Raw genomic sequence first — 25401 nt, 5'->3', positions numbered from 1 at the left:
ACTTAAATAGAAGTAATGAAACTGGTTAGATTTTGATGTCTTTCCAGTTTCATTTTTTTACGCAATCTGTGTCTGGCAACGTGTACACTTCCCAAAGAAATACCTAGTAAATATGCCATTTCTTTACCCGAAAAATTAAGTTTTATCAGTGCGCATAATTTCCGATCACTTCTACTTAAATCTGGTACTTTTTCTTGTAATCGTTCATAAAAACCTTTATTTAGCTCGTTAAACCTTCTGTTAAAAGAGTCCCATAAACTAGTAGAGCTTCTTTCTATCGTTTTTAAAATTATTTTTGATTTATTTCCTGGGTTTACTTCTTTAATAAAATCACTTAATTGTTTAATTACTTGTTCTTTTTCTATTAATTGCAGCGTGTTTGTGGTGAGTTCTTTGTTCTTAACATCTAACAACTCTTTAGAATTCTGTTCTAGCTTTTGGTGTTTTAAAAACCGGATTCTACTTCTAATAATTAAACCGATGATAATAACTACAAATAAAACAATCACAAAAAATATTCTAAATCGTAATAAATTTTCTGTTTTATCTGCTAATTCACGGTTTTTAGAATTGATTAACCTGTTTTTTTTAATTAGTTGATCTTGGTAGTAGTTTTTAATGGTTAAAAAACCTTGGTTCTCATCATTTCTCGGGTTTAAATAGGTATTGTTAATTTCGGTAGACTTGGTTTGATTTTCGTAAGCTAGTTTGTAATTTCCTTGTTGAGACAAAAGCGCTGAATACAGTGAATAAATATAAGATTTGTAAAAAATGTTTTCTCCAGAGGCGTCTTTAATAGAAATTGATTTTTCAAAATAAACTTTAGCTAAATCGAGTTTATGTAACTTCATATATACATTTCCAATTCTACCATATAATATAATCAAGTAGCTTTTTTTAATGTCAGAAAGTTTCAGCAATTTGTTTTTTGTTTCAAAAGAACTTTCTGCTTCTAATAATAAGTCTAAAGATTGTTGAACCTTGCCTTGTCGTTCTATAATACTTGATTTTTTTTCAAGTAGGTAAATTTTTGAAAGATATTCTTTGTCAATGTGTTGTGATAATAAGTTTAAAGAATCAATATATTTTTCTAGAATAGCATCGTTTGTGCGCTGATAATACATCGCTAAATTATAATAAGACTGATACAAATTAGCCTGATTCATCTTATTTTTTAAGGTTAAATTTTTATAATGTTGATGTGCTTTTTTAAAGCCAATTCCTGCTTCATTATCTTGTTTGTATAAATAATTTAAGACTCCATATTCTTCAAAAGATTCAGCCATTAAAAGTGTGTCCTTATATTCTTCAGCAAAAAACAACGCTTTTCCAACAGTATTAAAGGCATCTCCATATTTTAAATTCATCCTGTTAAAGCGACTTAAAGTAAGTAATGTTTTTATCGTTTGTAGTGTGTCTTTATGTGCAATAGCATTGCTATAATTTTTATTAAGGATAGAACTTATAGAATCATAATTCTGATTTTCATACTTAAAGTCGTTAAAATTAAAAAACTTGAATTGCTGACTATGTAATTTTGATAAATAGCATAAATTAAGTAAAATTATAAAAGTAAAAGCAAATATTTTTTTCATTAATAAATTGATTTTTAGTTTTTTATGGTAATTTTTAATGCATTTCAATAAAACAAAAGTTAAGTTAAATATAGTAAAAATTTTATCAATGTTAAGTTTTTGTAATCTGTATAATTCTGATTAAACTAAAATGGATTTCTATCTTGCGGCACGAATCTATAATTTTAAAATGATGAAAATATTTTTTCTAGCTTTTTTTAGTTTGTTTTTTTTAGGCTGTAATTCTTCGTTAAAAAAAGAAGTGCCTGAGAAAATAAACAGAAAACCAAACATCCTTTTTATTGCAATTGATGACTTACGTCCAGAATTAGGTTGTTATGGATCAGAAATCGCAATTAGTCCTAATTTAGACAAACTCGCAAGTAAAGGATTACTGTTTGAAAATGCCTATTGTCAGCAAGCAATTTGTGGACCTTCAAGGGCAAGTTTACTAACAGGAATTCGTCCTGAAACAAGTGGAGTTTTTCATAATTATATAAAATTTAGAGAAGTAAATCCAGATGTGGTTACCATTCCTCAGCAATTTATTAAAAATGGTTATGATGCTGTTTATACAGGTAAAATATTTCATCACGGAGATAAAGATGATCAATTATCGTGGAACAGACAACCCGCAATAGATCGTATGATTGCGAAGGGAATTAAAGTTCCTGGAGGTTTCGCATTAAAAGAAAATATTGAACGTAGAAATGAGCAAAGAAAAAAAATGGTTGCCAAATATGGTAACGTTGCCAAGTTTGGTTTGGCAAGCGGTCCTGCTTATGAAGGAGCAGATGTGCCTGATAGTGGCTATATAGATGGTTATAATACGGAATTGGCAATTGAAACATTAAAAGAAATGGTTGCGGAAAAAAGTAACAAACCTTTTTTCTTGGGACTTGGTTTTAACAAACCTCATTTAAATTGGACGTCTCCAAAAAAATATTGGGATTTATACGATAGAGATAAAATAGCTTTAATATCACAAACGAATGGTCCTGAAAATGGTGCAGAAATGGGTTTGCATCCTTCATTTGAATTACGTGTAAGAGAAGGAATACCAAAAGAAGGAAAAATTGACAAAGAATTAGCAAAAACTTTAAAACATGCCTATTTAGCTTGTGTTAGTTATGTAGATGCTCAAGTTGGAAGAATGCTTGAAGCGTTGGAAGAAGCTGGCGTTAGAGACAATACAATAATTGTTGTTTGGAGTGATCATGGTTGGCATTTAGGTGATATGGGAATTTGGGGAAAGGCAACAAATTATGAGATTGCAACAAGAGTTCCGTTAATGATTTGGACACCAAATATGGCAAACGAGAATAGAGGTAAAAAAACAAATGCTTTAGTAGAACTGGTAGATCTTTATCCGACTTTGTGTGATTTAGCTGGCATAGAAACCCCTAAACATGCAGAAGGAACTAGCTTTAAACCCTTACTTAAAAACCCAGAATTGAAATGGAAATCTGCTGTGTTTAGCCAATTTCCTACGCCAGCGTTAAGAGAATGGGGTGCGTATCCTTTAAGACAAGCTATGAGAGAAACGTATTTTGGTTTATTAATAGAAAAAGTTGAAGATAGAATCATCCATCAACAAAAAGAAAAGTGGAATAGAGAATTATTTGAAAATACGTTAATGGGGTATGCAATGAGAACACAACAATATCGATTTATAGTGTGGAAAGACAGAGAAAATCCTAAAAAAGCTCCCGTTTTTATAGAATTGTATGACCATCATGTAGATCCGTTAGAAACTACAAATATTGCGAGTCAAAATCCTGAATTGGTAGCGGAATTAATGATTCAATTTAACAAAGGTTGGCAAGGAAATTCGGCTAAAAAAACAATATAAAATATAGTTAAAACAACATCAAAATGAAAAGAAGAGATTTTTTAAGAAAAGGAACAACAGCAGCAATTGCTGCAGGAGCAATACCATTATTAGCCACCTCTTGTGCAAGTACAAATGATATTATTTACGATAAAACAAAAGATAAATGGTATCATTTAGGAACTGGAAAATCTGGAATGCCAAGTAGAAAAAAGACCTTAGGTTATGAAGTTGCTGTAATTGGTGGAGGAGCTGCAGGTATTTGTGCTGCAGTTGCGGCTGCAAGAAATGGAGCTAAAACAGTTTTAATTCAAGACAGACCTGTTTTAGGAGGAAATGCTTCTAGCGAAATGCGTGTTCATTTAAACGGTGTAAATAATATTAAAGGAAAAGCAGAAAGAGAAACTGGTATTATCGAAGAAATATTATTGCACAATAGGTTTGAAAATGAGCAAGAATCTTTTCCTGTTTTCGATCATGTTTTGTATGATTTTGTGGTGAGAGAACCCAATTTAACGCTGATGTTAAACACACAAGCTATTGAAGCGGTCATGGATGGGGATAAAATAAAATCAGCCTTATGTTGGCAATCAACTACAGAGTCTTTGTACACAATTAATGCACCTGTTTTTATTGATTGTTCAGGAGATGGACTTTTAGCCGCAACTTCTGGAGCAGAATACAGAACAGGAAGAGAAGCATCTTCTGAATTTAACGAAAAATATGCGCCAAAAGTTGCTGACGGTTGGCAAATGGGCGCAACTTTATTAATGTCTTCTAAAGACATGGGGAAACCAATGAAATATTCGCCACCTTCTTATGCTATAAAATACACCCACGAGGGCGCTAATAAAAGACGGAAATTTGCTGGTTTTCAAGATGGAATTTGGTGGATAGAAGTTGGTAGTGATGATGATATTATTGCAGATTTTGAAGTGAATAGACATAAATTAATGGGGTATTTACATGGAGTTTGGGATTATATTAAAAACTCTGGAAATTTCCCAGAAGCAGAAAATTTAGCTTTAGATTGGGTAGGTTCTTTGCCTTGTAGAAGAGAATCTAGACGTTTTATTGGTGATTATATTTTGTCTGAAAAAGACATGACAGGACATAAATATTTTTATGATGCTGTTGCTTTTGGAGGTTGGTCTTTAGATGAACACAATCCTGGAGGAATAGAAAATATTACTGAACCACCAAGTTATTTTCATTACCATTTTAAGAGTGTATACCAATTTCCATTTAGAAGTTTGTATTCTAAAAATGTATCTAACTTACTATTTGCAGGTAGAAATGTAAGTCAGACGCATATTGCGTTGTCTTCTTCTAGAATTATGGCAACTTGTGCTTTGCAAGGTCAAGCTGTTGGTACTGCTGCATCTATTTGTAGTCAAAGAAATATATTGCCAAGAGAAGTTGGTAAAACATACATAAAAGAACTGCAAGAACAATTGTTAAGAGACGATGTTTTTATTCCAAAAAGACCTGCAAATGATGCTAAAGATTTGGCTAAAAAAGCCAATTTAATTTTTGGCTCTTCTACGTCTTCTGGTGATGCAAAGAATTTAGTAAACGGAATGTCTAGAGATATTGATGGTAAAATTAATCATTGGCAATCAGATGGTTTCAATGCAAGTTTACAATTAGAATGGGAAGCTCCTGTTGCATTGTCATCCATAGAAATAAAGTGCGATACCAATGTAAATCGTAATATTATGATGCGTAAAGACAGTAGAAATGACGAGTTATATGGCAATGGAGTTCCTAAAGAAATGCTGAAAGCATTGAGTTTTGAAGCACGAGTAAATGGAAGTTGGGTGTCTTTAGGAAAAATTACAGACAACAGAACTCGTTTGATAAAAATGAAATTTAATAACGTTAAAACTACTGCTATTAGAGTGAAAATGACCGAAACCTATGGCGCTAAAAATGTAAAACTTTTTGAAATCCGTTGTTATGCGTAGTTGATGTAATTTACTGAAAACTACTTTTAGTTGACGGTACATTACAAATAGATTTAATTAAGAAGTTAATTTAGACAGGATTATCGATTCATCAAAATATATGATACATTTTATAAAAACATATCTCTTTATTCTGGTTCCACTTTTTTTTATGAGTGGTTCTGATGTCAATTTGTATTCTACTAAAACAATTCAGCATAAGATGATAGTTCATCATCCTGGAGAAAAGGAATCTGTAACTATTATTCTGAATCAAGTAGTAGATGAAAACGGGCTTCCAATGTCTTATTATATGGATGTTCAATCAGTAATTTGTTTAGAACAAGTTTGTAAAGTGATTCCGGTTCGCATTTTTTGGAATAATATTGGTGAGTATCAAAAATATGAATTAGAAAAAGGAGCGACTTTAGAAAAATATGAAGATGCGCTTTTTGATTCTGAAGATTATGTGAAGTTGCAGGGTATTTTGTCTAATAAAGAATCGCCTTTTAAAGAAGTATATATTGATGAAATTTTAACGGTTGTTGATGAACATGACGATGAGTCTGATGCCGTTTCTGGAGCAACAGCTTTAGAGTTAGATGAAAAAGATACCGTTGCTGGTGCGGCATTAACTTGTTACACTTTATGGCATTGGGCAAATGGAGAGGTTGTTAAAGCAATTAAAGAAATTACAGGAAAGTCCGTTACAAATAGTCAATTACAAGATTTTTTAGTTGAAAAGAATACTACTTATTTTTTTATTGCTTTAAAAGATTTAGAGCGAAGAAAGAATTATACAGCACCTTTTATCAAGAGGATTACAAAAAGAGTTTTAGAGGAGGAATCTGTATTAAAATCAACATTTAATTATTTAGAAAAAGCGCCTTCTAGTACTTATTTTTCCGCTTTGGAAGACCTGTTTGTAAAAGGTGAAAAAGCACAAAAATTAGCTGTTATTAGATCTTTACAATCGATACAACAGACTATTCCAAATTCATATTTAGATACATTAAGCAATGAAGTTCTCAAGTTAAGTTCTTTTCAGGAAGTTTCCTTTTTTCTAGATTTAATGCAATCTAAAAATGCGAATTCTAAGAAAGTTGTAGAAAACGTTTTTCCTTTATTACAATCGGGTTTTATAAAAGCAAGAAGAGCATATTGGTTTTTAAAAAGTCAGAATTTATCAGCAGAACAAAATGAAACTTTAAACATTTTTAAGATAAAAAACAAATCTTCTTTGTAATCTAAATTTATTTATTCATTTTTTAGAAGTATGGTAATTTTGATATATTAAAAGATACAATACAGCAATTTCCTTTCAAAATAGTACTGTAATTTGCAGTACATTATTAATTGATAAATCAAAAAATTTAAGAAATGAAATTCCTTCAGCTATTTTTAGTGTTGTCTATTGTATTTGGTTGCAAATCTAAAACAGAAGAAAAACAAACCGTTAAAAAGAAACCGAACATTCTTTTTATTGCTATTGATGATTTACGTCCAGAATTGGGTGTTTACGGATCGGAAATTGCAATTACACCAAATCTAGATGCGTTGGCAGGAAATGGCTTGTTATTTAATAAAGCCTATTGTCAGCAAGCAATTTGCAGCCCTTCTAGAGCAAGTTTAATGACTGGAGCAAGACCAGAAACTATAAAAGTAATAGAGAACTTCACCTATTTTAGAGATGCAAATCCAGATATTATTACAATTCCGCAGCATTTTAAAAATAATGGTTATGAAACCACATATACAGGTAAAATTTACCATAAAACAGCATTTGCAGATTTAGGTTTGTCTTGGAGTAGAGAACCTGCTTATGACAAAATGACGATTAAAAAAAGTAACACTCCAGGTGGTTTTGCAAATAAAGAAAGCCAGGCAATGTTTAAAAAGAATCAGGCAGATATGATTGCCAAGTATGGAAAAGATGCACCCAGAAATGGTTTAGGAAAAGGACCTGCTTATGAAAATGCTGATGTACCAGATACTTTTTATGAAGATGGTTACAATGCAGAATTGGCAATAGTAACAATGAAAGATATGTTAGAGAAAAACCCTGACAAGCCTTTTTTCTTAGGAATGGGAATGAAAAAACCACATTTAGATTGGTTAGCACCTAAAAAATATTGGGATTTATACAATGAGGATGATATTAAATTAACTGATCAAACACATGCGCCAGAAGGTGGTGCTGCAATGGGTTTACATCCTTCTTTTGAGTTACGCGCTAGATACGGAATACCAAAAAAAGGTCCTATTAGTGATGAACAAGCAAAAATTTTAAAACATGCGTATTTGGCTTGTGTAAGTTATATAGATGCACAAATAGGTAAAATGATAAAAGCTGTAGACGATGCAGGTTTAAGAGATAATACCATTATTATTGTTTGGTCTGATCACGGATGGCATTTAGGTGAAATGGGAATTTGGGGGAAAGCAACCAATTATGAAATAGGAACAAGAGTTCCTTTAATTATTTGGACTCCAGATATGAAAAAGGAGGTGAGAGGTACTAGTTCAGATGCTTTGGTAGAATTGGTAGATATGTATCCTACATTATCAGAATTGGCTGGTTTAGAAATTCCAACACATTTAGAAGGACAAAGTTTTGTGCCTTTATTATCGAATCCTAAAAAAGAGTGGAAATCTGCCGTGTTTAGTCAATTTCCGAATCCTGCTTTAAGAGAATGGGCTGCAAATCCGTTGTCTAAAGGAATGAGAGAAACCTATTTTGGTCCTTTAATTGAAGAACAAGAAGCTAAAATTAAAAAGCAACAAGGTTCTAAATGGGACAGAGAAATGTTTGAAAATAACTTAATGGGCTATGGAATGAGAACAGCAAATTATAGATTAATTGTTTGGAAAGATTATACAAAACCAGAGAGTGAGCCGTTGTTTATTGAATTATATGATCATACAAATGATCCTACAGAAACAAAAAATATAGCAGACCAAAATCCTGAAATTGTAAAACAATTACTAGTGCAATTTAACAAAGGATGGAAAGGGAATTTAGCGAAAATTTAAAAAACTTTATTAAATATTAATGAAATGCTTCATTCTTTTGAAGCATTTTTTTTAACAAAAATAATGATGAAACGAAAAATAACAATCCTTATATTTTTTTTAATTAGTGGTTATAATTATGGGCAAAATTTTGATGAAGTTGCTGATAAAAAAATCAAAAGCCTTGCTAAATTAATTGTAAAATTAGAGAAACAGAAAATTGATGCTTACAAAGAAAAATTAGCTGTAAATACAGCTGAAATTTTTTTAGAATTTGCAAAATGGGATGAGAATAACAAGGCTGTAAATTCTGAATTGTTCAAAAAAGTAAAGTTTTATAAAAAAGAGGCTCTTAAAATGGCAGAAGAATTACCCGTATTCGAAAGAAAAGAGGTGATCCTTTTACTTGATGAATCTATAGAAAGAGCAAATCAATTATTAAATAATAAAATTTACAGAAAACCTTACACAAGACCAGATTGGGAAAACATTAAAATTAGTAATAGTTCTTTACTGAATGATGATAAACCTGTTTTTTTATCAGACTATACATGGAAACCGAGTAGTAAAAGGTTGGATGAGTATTTTGGTCAATTAGATGGTTTCTTTATTGTTCCAACTTTTCTTGAGAATAAAAAGGGAGATATGAACCCAAGAATTTTAAATCAAATCGAAAATCAAGGTTCTAAAACAGCAGGATTTGTATTTATATCACATCAAAAAGCACCAAATTGGACTGCAGAAGAATACGGAGCAGAATTTAATAAAATTAAAGGAAAACCATTTACAAACTACGACATAGATAATCCTGGAGCTCGTAAAATGATATCCATGCTGTTTGAAAAAACGATTCCGCTTACGGTAGGGAAAAAAGGAACACAACTAGGTTATATGTTAACCAATGAACCACGTTTTACTAATTATAAAAACAGTAAAAAAGATGATTGGTTTAGAGCAGATGTTTCTAATTATACCCTTCAAAAATTTGAAAAATGGTTAGAAAACAGACATCAAACTATAGTGAAATTAAATAGTATTTGGGAAACGAACTTTAAGAATTTTAAAGAAGCTGTTGGTATTGTGCCTTTAGATATTAGTTTGGTAGGTTCTGCAAAATGGTACGATTGGACCACTTTTAATAAAGAACGAGTTACCGATTGGTTTGTGTATTTAAAAGCCGAATTACGCAAACACAACCCTAATGCAAAAACGCATCTTAAAATTATGCCTTCTATTTTTACGGATAATGATTTGGATAGTGGAATCGATTTTGAAAGACTAACAGAATTAAGTGAAATTAATGGAAATGATGTGGGCGCTCATTATACAGAGAGAAGACATCCAAATCAAGACTGGCAAAAAAAATATGGTTGGTATTGGAGAGAATTATACATGAGTTACGATTTTTTAAAATCAGTAAATCCAAATCAAATTAACTTTAATTCAGAGAGTCATTTATTAAGTTCAGAACATTCTAGAGATTTATATATGAATCCTAAATATGCAAGAGCTACGTATTGGGCAGCGCATACTTTAGGTTTAAATGCAACACAAACTTGGTATTGGCCTAGAAAGTTAGATGGTTCTTTAAGAGAAAATTTAACAGGAAGTTTTGGAGGTTCTAACAACCAGCAACCAAGAGTCACTTTTGAGTTAGAAAGTACTTTAATAGATTTAAATACTTTTTCTGAAGAAATAACGGCGCTTCAAAATCAAAGAAAACCAATTCGGATTTTCTACTCACAAACAGCAGCAACCCAAAAAATAAAATATATGGATGCTATTTTTGAGTTGTACGAAGGTTTAAATTTTGAAGGAATCCCTTTAGGTTTTGCAACAAAAAATATTTTATCAAAACAAGATAAAGCACAATGGGATGTTGTTTTGGTGTATAAAACGGAACGTGTTACTGAAGAAGAGTTAAAGAGTGTTCAAGCGTATTTAGACAAAGGCGGTGTTGTAATTATTGATGCAATTAGTCTAACTAAAAATGAATATGGACAACCATTACCAAAACTTAAAGAAAGTAATGGAAAGCTAATTTCTTTAACCACATGGAATCAGATTAAAGAAAACGCATTGTCCATTATAGCTGATAAAAATCAACTTCCAAATATAACTATAAAAGAGTTAAATAATGAGGGTGGCAAAAACTGTACTTGGAAATTTATTTCAGACAAAAACGGAAAGAAAATACTTTCTATTGTAAATCTTGGTAAGTGGGATGTGGCGCTTAATATTCAACTTAAAAACACAAAAAACAAAACCATTTGTAAAGATTTTATAAAAGGTATTGAGGTGACTTCAAGTCCGGTATTAAAACCGTTTGAAGTTTATTTTGTAGAGGTTTTAGAAAAAAAATAAATCGAAATTTTAAAAAAAAATAAAATGAAAAAAGTAAGTACATTTCTTCTAATATTAATGAGTATTGGTTCTTTTGCTCAAGAATCTGCCTTAATATCAATAGAAAAAAATTATAATAATTGGAATTGGGATACGATTTATGTTGCCAAAAACAAATACATCAGTTTGGCAGTTGTGCCAGATGCGGCAGGTAGAATTTTAGAATACAATTTAGGAGATGTTCCGTCTTTGTGGGTAAACCCGAAGTTGATTGGTAAATCATTTGGTACTTCCGACGAAGTAAAAATGAATGAGTGGAGAAATTTTGGAGGTTATCGATTGGTACCTTTACCAATTGAAAATTCATCCATCAATATAAATGGAGAAAAAAGCAAACGTTGGCCACCACCAGTTGTTATTGGAGATGCTCCTTATAAGGTGTCTATCGGAGAAAATTCCGATGGAAAAAAAACAATCGATGTTCAATCTGGAGTACAAGAATTACCCGTTCCTTTTTTCTTCGGTAAAGAAAATAGATTTATACATCCTGATAAAATTGATGAAAAAATTACATATGCTAGAAGTTTGTATATAGAACCCAATTCTAGTTTGGTTTTTATCAATCATACCTTAAAAAATGTGGGAGATAAAGCAATTAAAAAAGGGTTGATGATTTCTAGTCAGCATGTTTCTTGGAGTGATTCAAAACTGCAAGACGGACATAATTTTAGTGCTTTTATCCCTTTTTCGAAAAGCTTAAAATTACCTAGTGGAGAACAGTTTGAAATTACTGCAACACCACAACAACGTTGGAATTACATCGATAGAAATCGTTTTAAGTTAGATAAAAACAATCCAGAACATGTAAAAAAATACTTCAATAAAGGTACAAATTGGAAAGGAGAAGTTGCTCCAGGAATTTATGAAGTAGAGTATGATTACAATGCAATGGCAGGTTTGCATATTATTTCGTCCAAATCTTGGATTTGCTATGTAAATAAAATTACAAATACAGCTTTTGTAAAAATTATGGAACCTTATGATTATACTAAAGAATATGACCACGGAATAAATATGGCAATTTTTTGTAGCGGCTTAGAAACAGGATATATAGAAACAGAAGTAAAAACACCTTTGTATACACTTCAGCCAAAAGAGAGTTTTAGTTATAAAGAAATTCATGGGGCAGCAAAAATTGAAAGCGCACCCGTTTTAGATGTAAACCAAACAGGAATCATCACTAAAAAATTACAGTATCATAAAGATACAAAAACAGTTGAAGGTGCTTATGGTGTTTTTATAGAAGGGACAGCTATTTTATCAATAAAAGATGATCAAGGAAAAGTATTCTCTGAAATTGTTTTAGAAAACGTACATCCCTTAAAAGAATTAAAACTTCATCAGAAAATTGCTACTTTAAAACCGGTAAAATCGATTTCCTTAATTGTAAAAGATTCTAAATCAGTAAACCATGTTTTAGATACATTCTAATAATCATCTACTAAGTACATATTTATCAGTCTTAAATTATCTTTTATGTATTAATATAACATACAATAAGGATAAAATACAGTAATGATAAGATAAATGCCATATATACATAATTACGATTATACTGTTACTTTGTAAGTGTAAATTTATGTTAAAAAATAAGGATTGCTATAGTGTTGTTATTTTTTGATTAAACGTTTATCAAATCAATCAAGTTCAATCAAGTTTAAAAATTAAAATTAAATACATGAAAATTTTAAATTTATTAATGAGGAAAGCCAAAGCAGGAAGTTTCTTGCTTTTACTCTTCGGACTGTTGTGCCATTTTAGTTCCAGTGCACAATCAATTAAAGTATCTGGAACTGTAACTAGTTCAGAAGATCAAGGTCCAATACCCGGTGTTAGCGTTGTTATAAAAGATACAAAAAATGGCGTTTCAACGGATTTTGATGGACTTTTTTCTATTAATGCCAATGTTGGTGATGTTTTAGAATTTAGTTACATAGGTATGATACCAAAATCTTTAATGGTTAAAAATGCAACCATGAATGTTGTTTTAGACCCATCAGTAGAAAGTTTAGAAGAGATTGTTGTAATAGGGTATGGTACTGTGAAAAAGAAGGAAATTACAGGTGCTGTTACTCAAGTAAAAGCAGAAGATTTAGCTGCTATTGTAAGTTCAGATTTAGGGTCTGCATTGCAAGGACAAGCAGCAGGTGTAAATGTTATATCATCTGCAAGTCCTGGGGGAGATTCAGAAATATTAATTAGAGGGATTACTTCCTTAACAAACAATGATCCTTTGTACGTGGTAGATGGAATTGTACAAAGTGGAGACCCAAGAATTCCACCTTCAGACATAGAGGCTATTAATATTTTAAAAGATGCTGCATCTACAGCTATTTATGGTGTACGTGGTGCTGCAGGTGTAATATTAATTACTACAAAACAAGGTGCGCCAGGCTCTTTGCAAGTAAGATTAAATGCAAGTTATGCTGTACAACACAGAAATGCGGCTATACCATTAATGAACTCTGTAGAACAAACGTATTTTGATATTGTAACTAGTAGAAATGTAAATGGTTCTTTTGATGAGGATGTAAACTTACAAATTTTACAAAACACGCAATTATTTCAAAATGAAACGGATTTAAATGATTTAATCTTTTCTAATAATGTGCCCACTCAAAATTATGATTTAAATATTTCTGGTGGTACAGAAGATATTACTTATAACGTTTCATTGGGTTTATTTGATCAAGAAGGATTGCAGATAAACTCTAACTATAATCGTTTTAATATTCGTGCAAATACGGTTTATGAAAAGAATAAGTTAAGAGTTCAAACTAGTGTTGCAGTAGTTACTGATGAAAGAGATATTCCTCAAGGAAATTTATTATCTCAAGCAATTGTTTATAGACCAACACAGTCTGGTTTAGAAATAGGAGAACTAGATGATTTAACACAAGGTGGAGATGATGTAAACAGACTAGGTTGGGTGATAGAAAGTTTACAAACTACCAATGTTCAGAAAAGAACAAGATCAAATATGGCTGTAAATTTAAATTATGATTTACTGGAAAACTTAAAATTAACAGCAAATGTTGGTTTAACCAAGGATAACTTAATAGGAAAAATTATAAGACCTTATAGAGAAATATTTAACACTCAAGGATTACTTCAAAGTCAGCCAGCAAATAGTTATGTAGATATGAGAACCCGTTTTACAACTAATTTTTTAGGAGAATTTGGAGCTACTTATGAAAGAAAAATACAAGAAGATCATAACCTAACATTTACATTCTTTGCTACTTTAGAAGACAATGATAGTGAAGCTTTTTCTGCAAGAAGAAGAGGGTTAACCTATGCCGGAGGATCTACTTTAGACATTGCTACTGGAGAACAAAGTGTAACTTCTGGTTTTGATTATGAAGAAAAAAGGTTAGGTCTTATTGGTAGATTTCAATACAACTATAAAGACAAATATATCTTTAGCTCAAGTATACGTAGAGATAGATCATCAAATTTTCCTGTAGAATTTAATTCAGGTACTTTTCCTTCAGCGGCTTTTGCTTGGAACGTTTCTGAAGAACCTTTTTGGGCTTCTCTTAAAAATACGGTATCTAGCTTTAGAGCTAGAGCATCTTTTGGGCAAACAGGGGTAGATAGAACAACGCCATACTCATACTTACCAGGTCTTGTGCAAAGCATTAATTATTATGGAAACAATGCTTCAGGAGGAGAAACAATAAGTTTAGGAACTATTCAAGAAGATTATGCAAATGAGCTTTTAGGTTGGGAAACAACTACAGGAACTAATTTTGGTGTAGATCTAGCAATGTTTAAAAATAAATTAACTATTTCTGCAGAGTATTATCATGCGGATAAAGAAGATATGTTATTTCCAATATTTTTACCACCATCTGCCGGTGGAGGTAACAATGCACAAGTAGTTTTAAATGTGGGAAACATGGTAAACTCTGGTGCAGAGCTTGCAATAGGTTATAGAGGAAGAACAGGTAATGTTGGTTGGAGAATGAATGGTACTTTTTCTACCAATACAAACGAGATAACAAAAATTAACAACGACACTAATTTTTTACTAACCAATGATTTTGGTTTAGTGGGTAGAGCTCCAGATCAATCTAGAGTTACAGCTTTAGCCGTTGGTAGAGAGGTGTCATCATTTTTCCTTTGGAGAACAGATGGAATTATAGATACAGAAGAGAAACTAGCTCAATATCAGAAAATAGATAACAATGCTAGAATGGGAGACACTAAGTTTATTGACCAAAATGGTGATAACGTATTAGACGATAGCGATAGGGTTTATAGTGGTAGTGGTTTACCTGCATTTGAAATTGGGTATACCTTTAACGCAAATTATAAAAACTTTGACTTTTCTATGAACTGGTATGCTGCCATAGGACAAGAAATTATGAATGGTTTTGATGCATGGGCGTATGGTTTTGGTAGACATAAAGATCTTATTTATCAATGGTCAGAAGTAAATCAAACATCCACAATACCTGCTTATAGAAATGATGTAAGAAGACATGTTAACTATTTAGGATATAGTGATTTATGGTTAGAAGATGGCTCTTACTTAAGATTAAGACAAATATCTTTAGGATATAGTATTCCTAAAAAAACAGTTGAGAAATGGGGTTTAAATAGATTAAGATTCTATGTAAGAGCACAAAACCCATTAACTTTTACTAAATATTCTGGCTATAACCCAGAAGTTGGAGGAGGTATTTCTGCAAGAGGTCTTGATAAAGATACTGGCCCAATTTCTTCTCAATGGATGCTAGGGGTAAACTTTAACTTTTAATAGAACACTTAGAAAAACATAAATATTATGAAACAAAGAATTTTAAAAATTTGTATATTAATTCTTACACTTGGTGTTGCATACTCTTGTGTGAGTGATGATTATTTCGAGATCAAAAATCCGAATGAAATAGCTAGAGACCAATTTTGGAGAAATCTTAGCGAAACGCAATTAGGCTTAAATGCTGTATATCAAACATTGCACAAACCAGGAGTTATCAATAAAATTGGTGAAATGTTGCGTTCAGATATGGGCTATCCCGGGTATGGAAGACCAATTCCTCAAAATACCGAAGAGTTTTACTTACATACTTATAATGGTAGTACAGAGGAAATTGTATTAAAATGGGAAACAAATTATCAAGGAATATTTAGAGCAAATCAAGTAATAGAAGCTTTAGAAGGAATACAAGCCACTACAGAAGCAGAAGATTTAGAAAAATGGACTTCACAAATGGCGCAAGCTAGATTTTTTAGAGGTTTGTTTCACTATTATCTATATACAAGCTTTAATGAAGGGAGTATTATTATAAGAGATTTTGTACCTAAGGAAGCAGCAGATTACGGACAACCACTATCTTCTGCTACAGATGTAATTAAATTTATTAGAGAAGATTTAGAGTATGCCTATAAAAACTTATATAAAAAAGGAGAATATCCAGATGGTGATATCAGTAAAGTTACAGCAGGCGCAGCAGGAACAATTCTAGGAACAACATATCTTCAAGAATTAGATTACGCAACAGCAATGCCATATTTTAATGATGTTATTAAAAATCAAGGATACGAATTAGAAGATGATTTAACAAAAATGTTTACTTCTGCAAATGGAGAGTTTAATAGTGAATCTATTTTTGAAATTAACTTTTCAAATGACAACATTCAATTTGATTTATCTCAATGGGATGGTTCTTCAGGTACCAATTGGTTAAATCAACAAACATCAAACACAAGAGGTGCCGTTGGGCCAGCGTGGATAGCATTAGCCTATAAATCTGAACCTATGGATGCAAAAGATCCTAGAAACTTTTATGAAGATGTGAATAACAATAATCAGAAAACTAGAAGAAATGTACCCTTAAGAGCTTCTGCAATGATTGCGATTGTTGAAGATAACCAAACTACGTATTATTTAGAAGGAACTACAAGCGATTACGGAAGATTTCAAGGTAAAACTTGGGGATTTGCATGGTGGAAAAAATTTCAAAACCACGATATTGTTTCTAACGAAAGTGAATTACCTGGTGGTGCTGTTTTCTCTAGTAAAAATGTTACTTTAAACAGATTATCAGAAGTATATTTAATGCAAGCAGAATGCATGATTAAAACGGGTGATATAGACGGAGCTTTAAAACTTATAAATGATATTAGACAAAGATGGGGCTTGGTGCTTTTAGGAAGACCAAATGGAGACATTTCACATACGTATGATAGAGATCAAACAGATCCAGAATATACAGCAGATGAGTTAATGCAACGTTTAATGAAGGTAGAAAAACCTTTAGAATTAGGTGCAGAAGGTCATTCTATTCGTTTTTTAGATTTCCAAAGATGGAAAAAATCTGATAATTATGGTTTTAAAGAAAGGTTAGAAGAGTTGTCAAATGAAGAATATTATGCTCCTATAAGTTATAGTTATGTAAATGCTTTAGGTGAAACAAAAACTAAAAACAACTATCCAACGCTAGAGTATTCCCAACCGTCAGGTAATTATATTGTAGTAGATTATGAATATGATATTCCATATTTAAATTATTCTGAAGAAAAAAATGGGTATTATCCTATACCTTTTAACGAGGTGAATGCAAATCCATACATAAACTAAAAATATTCTTAAAATGAAAAACATAAAATTTATAGCATTCTTTTTTGGTCTTATACTTCTATGGAGTTGTAATGATGACCAGTACAAAGATTATACTGCCCCAAACGAATTGTCAGATGTTTCTTGGCTTATTAGTTTTGATCAATTTGCTCAAAATAAAACATGGTTAAATCAAGATACTAGTTTGTCTTTTTTCGATTTATCTCAAGGAACAACAAGTCATGAATGGAGCATAGAACAAGGAAACAACTTTTTAAAAGAAGGGTTTAGTCCTAAAGGAGACTCATTATTTAAATTTATTAATGAAAGTGCAGGTTTATCAATAGATAAAGCAAAAGCACATGTGTTATTCGCAAATAGCGGAATTAACAAAGTAAGACTTTTAAACAAGTTTAATGCACCTGTAACGTATAGATCTAGTACAGGGATTAAAACCTCTGTAAAAGAAGGAGAGTTTTACGTTATTGATACCACATTTATTTTTGATGTTTATGCGCACCTTCAACCCGCTTTTAGAGTTTTAAAAGGAACCGATGAAGTTTTAAATGTTGCCGCTACAGACATGCCAAATATTGCTGATGAAAGCACCTGGCCAGTGGTAGAAATAGAAGCAGCTACGGCCTTAACATTCGAAGATTTAACAACAATTGGTAGACCAAACGGAAGGTCTTGGTTTGCAGAAGATGGTGTGCCAAGTCAAACAGGCGGTCTAATAGCAAATATTAAATTTTATAAATTAGGTACTTTTAATGTAGGGAGTTTTAGATCTTTAAGGTTAAATGAATTACCTAGAGAAACCATAGATAAACTAATACCTTTAAAAGTAAAAGTTGTAAAATCTTCACAGCCATTTGTTTATGATGGTGCTTTAACAGAAAATGAGGAAGAGGTTATTTCTTTTAGAGTAAATGGAGAAGTAAGTGAAATTGCAGGAGAAGCAGCAAATTTTACAGTAAATGTAACAAATACGGCAGCAGGCTTTGGACCAACAACAATATCAGTTGCTTCTGCCTCTATAAATCCTACAGATGCTACATTTATAAACTTACAATTAAGTGCACCTATTTATAATTCTGATGTAGTTAGTATATCTTATAACAGTTCTGGAAATTTAAAATCTGCCGATGAAAGAGTTTTAGAATCATTTACAGACAAGATAGTTCAAATGCATTATGGTAATAGTGTTTTACCTGCTAAAGGGCATGCAAGTTATGAAGAAGCTAATCCTTCTTCTAATAACGCCTATGCTCAAAGTTATTTTGTTGGAGCTAACAATAATAAATCAGATGGAGGTTTAGTGTATGAAAGAATTACATCTAAATTTTCTCCAAGTGATGGTGGTTCAGCAAGTATGAAATATAGCACACTAGCTTCTGACCCTTTACCAAATGCAAATTTATGGAGTTTTGGTATGGCAGTAGACCCAATTCCTGAAGGAACTTACAGAATGTCTTATATGATTTGGATAGACCCAAGTACTACTTTAAAAACATTTAGAACCGAATGGAACAAACCAGATTTTACTAGACAAGTATGGGATATAGAAAATGTTGAAAAAGGAAAATGGGTTAAAATAACCAATACTTTTTCAACCAAAGAAATACCAACAAGTGTAAGACATACGTTTAGACCTCATCATTTAGAAAATGTGGGTGTATCAGGAGCTCAATTACTTTGGGTTGATGATTTTCAATTAGTAGTAATTGAAGAAAGAATATAAGCGTTAAAATTAAAACTAGAAATAATGATGAAAAATATAATAAAATATATTGCTGTATTCGCAATTGTATTTGCTTTTGCATCTTGCGAAGAAGATAGTAATTTTAAGGATTCAGATATTGCTTTAACAGCAGTGTATTCAATTACAGATATTACAGGAACAGATGCACCTTTTAAAGTAAATATATACAAGCAAAAAAATATAATAACTGTATATACTACCAAATTTAATTTAGATAGTTATGCTTCTTCTGGTTTTATAGATGCTTCTACAGATACAAATTATGAAGTAACTGTAAATAAATTAGAAAATAATGCTACTATAAATTTTGTTTTATCTGCGGATAAAACTACAGGCCAAGGAACACTTACCATTGATGGTTCAGCTGTTTTTAACGTGAAAGTTTCTGAAGAAGAAGTGTATAATTAATTAGTAGTAATTTTAAATTAAAAAAAGGATTGCATTTACTCGCAGTCCTTTTTTTGTTTTCAATCTATTTTAACTTTTTAATATTATATTACATTTTAATTATAAGGGAGTTATATTCTGTTGATACTTTTTAAATATTTTTAAAACGAACTTCCATTTTTAATAAAAATGTATGACAGCAGTATTTTTTTTAAATCATTTTTATCAAAATTAAAATAATTTAAAGGTAATATTCGCTTTGTTTTAGATAAAAATGGAGACGACAAAAGACTACCTATTAATTATTTTTATGCTTTAGCAAAATTAGACTTCAGTAAATTGTAAATGCTATTAAGTCAACTAAATATCAAAACAATGACAATTGAAAAAATAGAAGCCTTCGTTCTTAAAGATACTTTATCAAAAAGTTTTTTCTTTTCGCAATGGGAATATGCAGAACGTTGTATATGTGTAGTTAAAATAACAGCATCTAACGGACAACATGGTTGGGGAGAAGCTTATGGACCTGCTACAATGGTAGAAGCAGGTATTAAATTATTAGAATCAACTGTTATAGGTGAAAACCCTTTAGAAAATGAAGTGATTTGGAACAAAATGTATCGAAAGACTTTAGACTTTTCTAGAAGAGGTGTTTATATGGCTTCTGTTAGTGCAATAGATATTGCTATTTGGGATTTAAAAGGTAAAATATTAGGATTACCCGTATCTACTTTATTAGGTGGCGCACATAGAAAACAAATTCAACCCTATGCAACAGGTTTGTATTTTACAAATCATAATAATTTTTCAGATGGATTTGTAGAAGAAGCAAAATTGTATGTTTCTCAGGGTTTCAAAGCCATGAAAATGAAAGTTGGTTTAGGTATCAAAGAAGATGTTGCCAATGTAAAATTAATTAGAGAAACTATTGGGCCAGATATTGCTTTAATGGTAGATTCTAACCACGCTTATACGTTTAGAGAAGCAGTTGAGCTTTGTAAAAAAATTGAAAAATATGATATTGGTTGGTTTGAAGAACCTATTTCACCAGAGTTTTATGAACAATATAGCGAATTAAGAGAAAAAACAACCATTCCTATTGCAGGTGGAGAATGTGAGTATTTACGATTTGGTTTTAATGAATTGATCAAAAATAAATCTGTAGATATTTTGCAACCAGATATTTGTGCAAGTGGTGGTTTAACAGAAGCAAAAAGAATTGCAGCGTTGGCAAGTACAAATGGTATCGATTTAATACCGCATACTTGGGGAACATCTATTGGTTTACATGTTGGCTTACATTTTATTTCAAATTTAGAAGCAATTCCTGGTAGAATGTATCAAGCAAATTACTTAATGGAATTTGATCAAACAGAAAACGGACTTAGAGACAATTTAACATTCCCAAAATTAGAAATGAAAAACGGTATGTTAGAAGTACCAGTCAGACCTGGTTTAGGTATAGATGTAGATGAGGATATGTTACGTAAGTATTCTGTGAACAATATTTCTACTGAAAAAAGAGTTGAAAAATTATTAAATAAATAAAAAAATATATGAAGACTAAAAACTTCGGATACAAAAAGTTATACATCGACGGTAAATTAGTCGATGCAGATAGTGGAGAGAGAGAAGATGTTATTTGTCCGGCAACCGGAGAAGTAATTGCTCAGGTTGCAAAAGCGGGTAAAGCAGATGCAGAAAAAGCTTTAATATCATCACAAAAAGGATTTAAATATTGGTCTAAACTTTCTTTAGAAGAAAGAACCGTTTGGATGAATAAATTGCGTTTGGCTATTTTAGAAAAAGAAGACGAATTAAGAAATGCAATGGTGCATGAAATGGGGAAAACCTATGCTGGTTCGCAAGAAGACATAGATAGACTTACAGAAGCGTTAGAGTGGTATCCTAATGCCATGAAAAATTTAAGAGAAGAACAAATTCCAGATTATGAGGGTACACATACTCATAAAATGATTTCTAAACCAGCAGGAGTGGCAATTGCGTACTTAGCATGGAATTTTCCATTATTAAATGTTGGTTATAAGATAGGGCCAGCATTGGCATCTGGTTGTTCTTTAATCATTAAACCATCAACATTATCACCATTATCAACGTATATGGTTGGTGAAATTTTACACAGTATTAATTTTCCTGCAGGCGTTGTAAATATTTTAGCAGGTTCTAGTAGAGAGGTGGCAACACCAATGACTACAAGTAAAATTCCTGCTGTTATTACAATGATTGGCTCTACACAAACAGGTCAAAGAATAATTGCAGACAGTACAACTTCTATCAAAAAATTAGGAATGGAATTGGGCGGAAACGCGCCATTTATTGTTTTTGAAGATGCTGATTTTGAAACAGCTTTAAATTTAGCAATCATCTTAAGATTCCATAATACAGGTCAAATTTGTGTAGCAGCTAATAGAATATTTGTGCACAAAAATATTTATGATAAATTTTTAAAGGCTTATGTAAAAAGAGCTTCAGAACTAAAAATAGGTTTTGGAATTAAAGAAAACGAAGATGTTTTTATGGGACCTTTGGCTTCTAGTGAATCTAGAGACAGAATGTTTGAGTTAATAGAAGATGCTGTTAGCAAAGGAGCAACTTTAGAATATGGAGGTAAAATTCCTGAAGGTTTTCCGGAAGGTGGATATTGGATGCAACCAACAGTTGTTTCTGGGATTACAACAGAGATGAAATTGTTTAGAGAAGAAACTTTTGGTCCGGTAGCAGGTATTATGTCTTTTGATACAGATGATGAAGTTTTAGAATTAGCAAATGATACAGAATTTGGATTAGCTTCTTACATTTTTACAAATAATAACAAAAGAATAGAAAGATTTACAGAAGACCTAGATTTTGGAGAAATTCAGATAAATGGTGTAAAATATGCTATATATTTGCCACATGGTGGATTTAAGAATAGTGGAATAGGTCACGATTGTTCTCACCTTGCGTTACATGATTATTTAGTTAAAAAACGTATAACATCAGCATTATAGTTATGACAAAAAATTTATTGCAAAATAGTTTAAAAGAAGGAGAAACGTTATATGGTCCTTTTTGTAAAATACAAGATCCAGCAATTGTTGAAATTGCGGCCTTAAGTGGTTTTGATTTTGTTATTATAGATATGGAACATGGTCCTTATAGCATAGAGTCTCTTCAGAATATGATTAGGGCTGCAGAAGCTAGAGGTATTACACCAGTTGTTAGAGTTACCGAAAATTCTGAAACTTTAATTTTAAGAACTTTAGATATTGGTGCAAAATGTATTCAGGTTCCTCAAATATGTACAAAAGCAGACGCAGATAGACTGGTAAAGTCTACCAAGTTTTATCCGAAGGGAGAAAGAGGTATGTGCCGTTACGTAAGAGCAGCAGAGTATACTAATATTAGTGCCGTAAATCATTTTGGTAAAGCTAATAATGATATTACTACCATTATTCATATAGAAGGAATGGAAGGTATTAATAACTTAGAAGAAATTGTACAAGTAGATGGTATTGATGTAATCTTTTTAGGTCCTTATGATTTATCTCAATCTTGTGGAGTTCCGGGTGATGTTAACAACCCTAAAGTAGTAGATGCTATGAAAGGAGCTGTAGCAACTGCAAAAAAATACGGTAAGTTTGTAGGTACTTTTACAGAATCTGCAGAAAAAGCAAAAATGTGGAAAGATATTGGAGTACAATATATTTCTTATGCAGTAGATGTTGGTTTAATAATGAATACTTTTAAAGATATTACAGCGCAACTGAAAAGTTAAGTAAAACATATTAGAAATTAGAAAACCCTGCAACTGAAAAGTTACAGGGTTTTCTTTTGCTTTCAAATTAATGAATCAGATTAAGTTTATAATATTTAATATAATTACTCTAGTTGAAAGGTTATTCGCAATTGAAATCTATATGCTTTAGGGAATGGAAGTCAAGTAAAAGTGATAGTAGAATATAATTAATACTCCTTGTAATTTCTCTTTTTGTTTATAAAGAGAAAAATATATGGACAATAAAACTGTAACTTATACCTTTTTTAGTAGAAACCAAATAAGAAAAAAAAATACAATATGAGTGCTACTATTTGGTTTCTTCTGTTCATTGATAAACAAAAAAAAGCTAGCAATCTTTAATTGCTAGCTTTTATAAAATTGGTAATTTTTGGTGTAATTACATTTAGTTTTTGACTAATTTCTTTGTAGAGGTTCCTTTGTCTGAAGATATTTTTACTAAATAAACAGATTTGCTTAAAGAAGAAACATCTATTGAATTTGTATTGGTAGTAGAAAGTACTTTTTTACCTAATAAATTAAAGATTTCAACTTTATTTAGAGTTTCTTTCGCGTTAAAAAATAATTGATTTTCTACAGGATTTGGATACATTTTTACATCTTCTAATTGTTGTGAATTAACTTTTGCAGTGGGTGCATCTTCAATAACTGCGGTCATTTGATCAAAGTATATTACATCTCCATTAGCGCCATTTAAAGCAGCATTTTCTGCATCAAAATCATAACCAAGCCACATTTCAATGTTTCGTACTTCCGTTGCAACATCTGTATGATCAAAAGGAAGTGGAATTTCAAAAGTTAATTCTTCCCACACATTTGGGGTACCACTTGTGTTAACAAATTTAGATGGAAAACCAGCTATTTGAAGGTTATCTCCGGCTGCGTTTGTAGTTTTTAATCTTACGATAATTCCTATTGGTTCTGTTCTAGCAGATCTTACCCACATGGTAACTTTAGCTTGTTTAGTATCCGTTATAACTCCAGCATCATAAGCCTTTGAGTAATCATTAAAATACCAAAATTGAGCATCTTGATCTTTTGCAAAAGTACTTTTAAAACTTTTGCTTCCATCTTTTGCAAAATCAAAAGTTAATTCTCTTCCTAATTGATTTGTATTCCCTTTAAAAGTATAACTTCCTACAGCGTCATCAAAACTAGGGTTTTTAATAAATTCTGAATAAGTAGATGCAGGTACATCTGTTAAAAATTCAATTTCATCAATAAATACTTTAGCTCCTGTTGGGTCTGTTAAAGCACTGTTCGCTTTAAACAACAAATCCAAACGCGTTATTTCTCCTGTAAGTGCAGATATATCAAGATAAGCGGTTTGAAATCCTCCAGGTTCTTTTGCTATTAAGACACCATTGTTATTTTGAGCGTCAAAACTAACAGGTGTATCTGTAGTTCCTGCGGGTCTAGATTGGCCTTGAACTTGAATATTTACGGCTTCAGTTTGGTTAAAAACTCTAACTTTAATATAGTTGTAAACATCTGCATCTAAAACAATAAAACTATCTACGCCACCTTGTCCTCTTCTAATATTGGCATTGTTGTTTGTGCCATTAGTAGGGTCTGTTCTGTCAAGTGTTAGTGCACCATCAGAAGCAGGTGTAGAAGTTCCATCATCCCAACCAACAGTTCCATTTCCATAACCTTTAACCCAAGACTCTGCATCTGCGGTAAACTGGTAAAGTGTTGGCCCTTGTTGAGCGGACATAGCTACTGCTGTAAAAAGTACAACAGCCATCAATAAAATTTTAACGTATTTTTTTTTCATAATAAAAGGTTTATGGTAATTAATTTATTAGTTATTTCTGATTATAAAATTAAAGTATAAGTTCAGTTAATTCTTGCTAAATATTACCTGTTACTAACACTAGATTATCTAAAAAAGAAGTGTAAGTTTCTTATATTCTTTTAATTATGTTTTTGTTACATAAATCTATGTTTGAAAATAGAATATAAATTTTTACATGTCAGTAATCAAAATCATATTTTTTAAGTCAATGAATACATTCTTTTTATGAATATATTTAAAGGACAAAATGGATCAATCTCAAAAGTTGTGTGTGAAGCGTAAAAATAATTAGATCTTTGTGATAAAAAAAGACATTGGATC

The 25401-nt window shown here is 31.4% G+C and carries 15 protein-coding genes; 13 read left to right on the top strand and 2 right to left on the bottom strand.

Features of this window, described 5'->3' with window-relative positions:
* Positions 1 to 2: 2 nt before the first annotated feature.
* Positions 3 to 1595, bottom strand: coding sequence for a helix-turn-helix transcriptional regulator (locus ACSHW5_RS05650; RefSeq protein ID WP_435675138.1), 1593 nt, complete (start codon positions 1593 to 1595; stop codon positions 3 to 5).
* A 169-nt stretch (positions 1596 to 1764) separates the two neighbouring features.
* Here ACSHW5_RS05650 and ACSHW5_RS05645 point away from each other — a divergent pair, with 169 nt between their 5' ends.
* From ACSHW5_RS05645 to ACSHW5_RS05585, 13 genes are all read left to right on the top strand, one after another.
* Positions 1765 to 3426: a sulfatase gene (locus tag ACSHW5_RS05645; protein ID WP_435675137.1), complete on the top strand. Its 1662-nt coding sequence runs from the start codon at positions 1765 to 1767 to the stop codon at positions 3424 to 3426.
* 23 nt (positions 3427 to 3449) lie between these two features.
* A complete protein-coding gene (locus ACSHW5_RS05640; protein ID WP_435675136.1) occupies positions 3450 to 5372 on the top strand; it encodes an FAD-dependent oxidoreductase in 1923 nt (640 codons plus the stop codon).
* 100 nt (positions 5373 to 5472) lie between these two features.
* Positions 5473 to 6597, top strand: a complete 1125-nt coding sequence (locus ACSHW5_RS05635; protein ID WP_435675135.1) for a hypothetical protein — start codon at positions 5473 to 5475, stop codon at positions 6595 to 6597.
* Positions 6598 to 6731: 134 nt separating this feature from the next.
* Positions 6732 to 8384: a sulfatase gene (locus ACSHW5_RS05630; RefSeq protein WP_435675134.1), complete on the top strand. Its 1653-nt coding sequence runs from the start codon at positions 6732 to 6734 to the stop codon at positions 8382 to 8384.
* 66 nt (positions 8385 to 8450) lie between these two features.
* Positions 8451 to 10727 carry an alpha-amylase family protein gene (locus ACSHW5_RS05625; RefSeq protein WP_435675133.1) on the top strand — a complete coding sequence of 759 codons (2277 nt, stop codon included), beginning with the start codon at positions 8451 to 8453 and terminating at the stop codon, positions 10725 to 10727.
* Between the two features lie 24 nt (positions 10728 to 10751).
* The gene (locus ACSHW5_RS05620; protein ID WP_435675132.1) at positions 10752 to 12197 is read left to right on the top strand and encodes a hypothetical protein; all 1446 of its coding nucleotides are present in this window, start codon (positions 10752 to 10754) and stop codon (positions 12195 to 12197) included.
* Positions 12198 to 12444: 247 nt separating this feature from the next.
* A complete protein-coding gene (locus ACSHW5_RS05615; protein WP_435675131.1) occupies positions 12445 to 15531 on the top strand; it encodes a SusC/RagA family TonB-linked outer membrane protein in 3087 nt (1028 codons plus the stop codon).
* A gap of 27 nt (positions 15532 to 15558) precedes the next feature.
* Positions 15559 to 17355: a RagB/SusD family nutrient uptake outer membrane protein gene (locus ACSHW5_RS05610; protein ID WP_435675130.1), complete on the top strand. Its 1797-nt coding sequence runs from the start codon at positions 15559 to 15561 to the stop codon at positions 17353 to 17355.
* Between the two features lie 13 nt (positions 17356 to 17368).
* Entirely contained in the window at positions 17369 to 19075 is a 1707-nt protein-coding gene (locus tag ACSHW5_RS05605; protein WP_435675129.1) for a hypothetical protein, read from the top strand.
* A gap of 24 nt (positions 19076 to 19099) precedes the next feature.
* Positions 19100 to 19504 (top strand): hypothetical protein, encoded by a 405-nt coding sequence (locus tag ACSHW5_RS05600; RefSeq protein ID WP_435675128.1) that lies wholly within the window; start codon positions 19100 to 19102, stop codon positions 19502 to 19504.
* A gap of 354 nt (positions 19505 to 19858) precedes the next feature.
* On the top strand, positions 19859 to 21031 hold the full coding sequence (locus ACSHW5_RS05595) for a mandelate racemase/muconate lactonizing enzyme family protein (protein WP_435675127.1): 1173 nt from the start codon (positions 19859 to 19861) through the stop codon (positions 21029 to 21031).
* Between the two features lie 8 nt (positions 21032 to 21039).
* Positions 21040 to 22494, top strand: a complete 1455-nt coding sequence (locus ACSHW5_RS05590; RefSeq protein WP_435675126.1) for an NAD-dependent succinate-semialdehyde dehydrogenase — start codon at positions 21040 to 21042, stop codon at positions 22492 to 22494.
* A 2-nt stretch (positions 22495 to 22496) separates the two neighbouring features.
* Positions 22497 to 23261 carry an HpcH/HpaI aldolase family protein gene (locus ACSHW5_RS05585; RefSeq protein WP_435675125.1) on the top strand — a complete coding sequence of 255 codons (765 nt, stop codon included), beginning with the start codon at positions 22497 to 22499 and terminating at the stop codon, positions 23259 to 23261.
* A 406-nt stretch (positions 23262 to 23667) separates the two neighbouring features.
* Here ACSHW5_RS05585 and ACSHW5_RS05580 read toward each other — a convergent pair whose 3' ends face one another.
* A complete protein-coding gene (locus ACSHW5_RS05580; RefSeq protein ID WP_435675124.1) occupies positions 23668 to 25059 on the bottom strand; it encodes a T9SS type A sorting domain-containing protein in 1392 nt (463 codons plus the stop codon).
* Positions 25060 to 25401 lie beyond the last annotated feature (342 nt).

This window comes from Polaribacter sp., from assembly GCF_051251875.1.
In the GTDB taxonomy this organism is placed as follows: domain Bacteria; phylum Bacteroidota; class Bacteroidia; order Flavobacteriales; family Flavobacteriaceae; genus Polaribacter.
Note: the sequence above shows the minus strand (reverse complement) of the source record. Positions and strands in the feature narration are given on the sequence as shown.

Bases quoted from the DNA above. Each gene is read 5' to 3' on its own strand.
- ACSHW5_RS05650 (WP_435675138.1), bottom strand. From the start codon at position 1,595: ATGAAAAAAATATTTGCTTTTACTTTTATAATTTTACTTAATTTATGC.
- ACSHW5_RS05585 (WP_435675125.1), top strand. From the start codon at position 22,497: ATGACAAAAAATTTATTGCAAAATAGTTTAAAAGAAGGAGAAACGTTA.
- ACSHW5_RS05605 (WP_435675129.1), top strand. From the start codon at position 17,369: ATGAAAAACATAAAATTTATAGCATTCTTTTTTGGTCTTATACTTCTA.
- ACSHW5_RS05580 (WP_435675124.1), bottom strand. From the start codon at position 25,059: ATGAAAAAAAAATACGTTAAAATTTTATTGATGGCTGTTGTACTTTTT.
- ACSHW5_RS05610 (WP_435675130.1), top strand. From the start codon at position 15,559: ATGAAACAAAGAATTTTAAAAATTTGTATATTAATTCTTACACTTGGT.
- ACSHW5_RS05600 (WP_435675128.1), top strand. From the start codon at position 19,100: ATGATGAAAAATATAATAAAATATATTGCTGTATTCGCAATTGTATTT.
- ACSHW5_RS05630 (WP_435675134.1), top strand. From the start codon at position 6,732: ATGAAATTCCTTCAGCTATTTTTAGTGTTGTCTATTGTATTTGGTTGC.
- ACSHW5_RS05615 (WP_435675131.1), top strand. From the start codon at position 12,445: ATGAAAATTTTAAATTTATTAATGAGGAAAGCCAAAGCAGGAAGTTTC.
- ACSHW5_RS05640 (WP_435675136.1), top strand. From the start codon at position 3,450: ATGAAAAGAAGAGATTTTTTAAGAAAAGGAACAACAGCAGCAATTGCT.
- ACSHW5_RS05590 (WP_435675126.1), top strand. From the start codon at position 21,040: ATGAAGACTAAAAACTTCGGATACAAAAAGTTATACATCGACGGTAAA.
- ACSHW5_RS05645 (WP_435675137.1), top strand. From the start codon at position 1,765: ATGATGAAAATATTTTTTCTAGCTTTTTTTAGTTTGTTTTTTTTAGGC.
- ACSHW5_RS05595 (WP_435675127.1), top strand. From the start codon at position 19,859: ATGACAATTGAAAAAATAGAAGCCTTCGTTCTTAAAGATACTTTATCA.
- ACSHW5_RS05635 (WP_435675135.1), top strand. From the start codon at position 5,473: ATGATACATTTTATAAAAACATATCTCTTTATTCTGGTTCCACTTTTT.
- ACSHW5_RS05620 (WP_435675132.1), top strand. From the start codon at position 10,752: ATGAAAAAAGTAAGTACATTTCTTCTAATATTAATGAGTATTGGTTCT.
- ACSHW5_RS05625 (WP_435675133.1), top strand. From the start codon at position 8,451: ATGAAACGAAAAATAACAATCCTTATATTTTTTTTAATTAGTGGTTAT.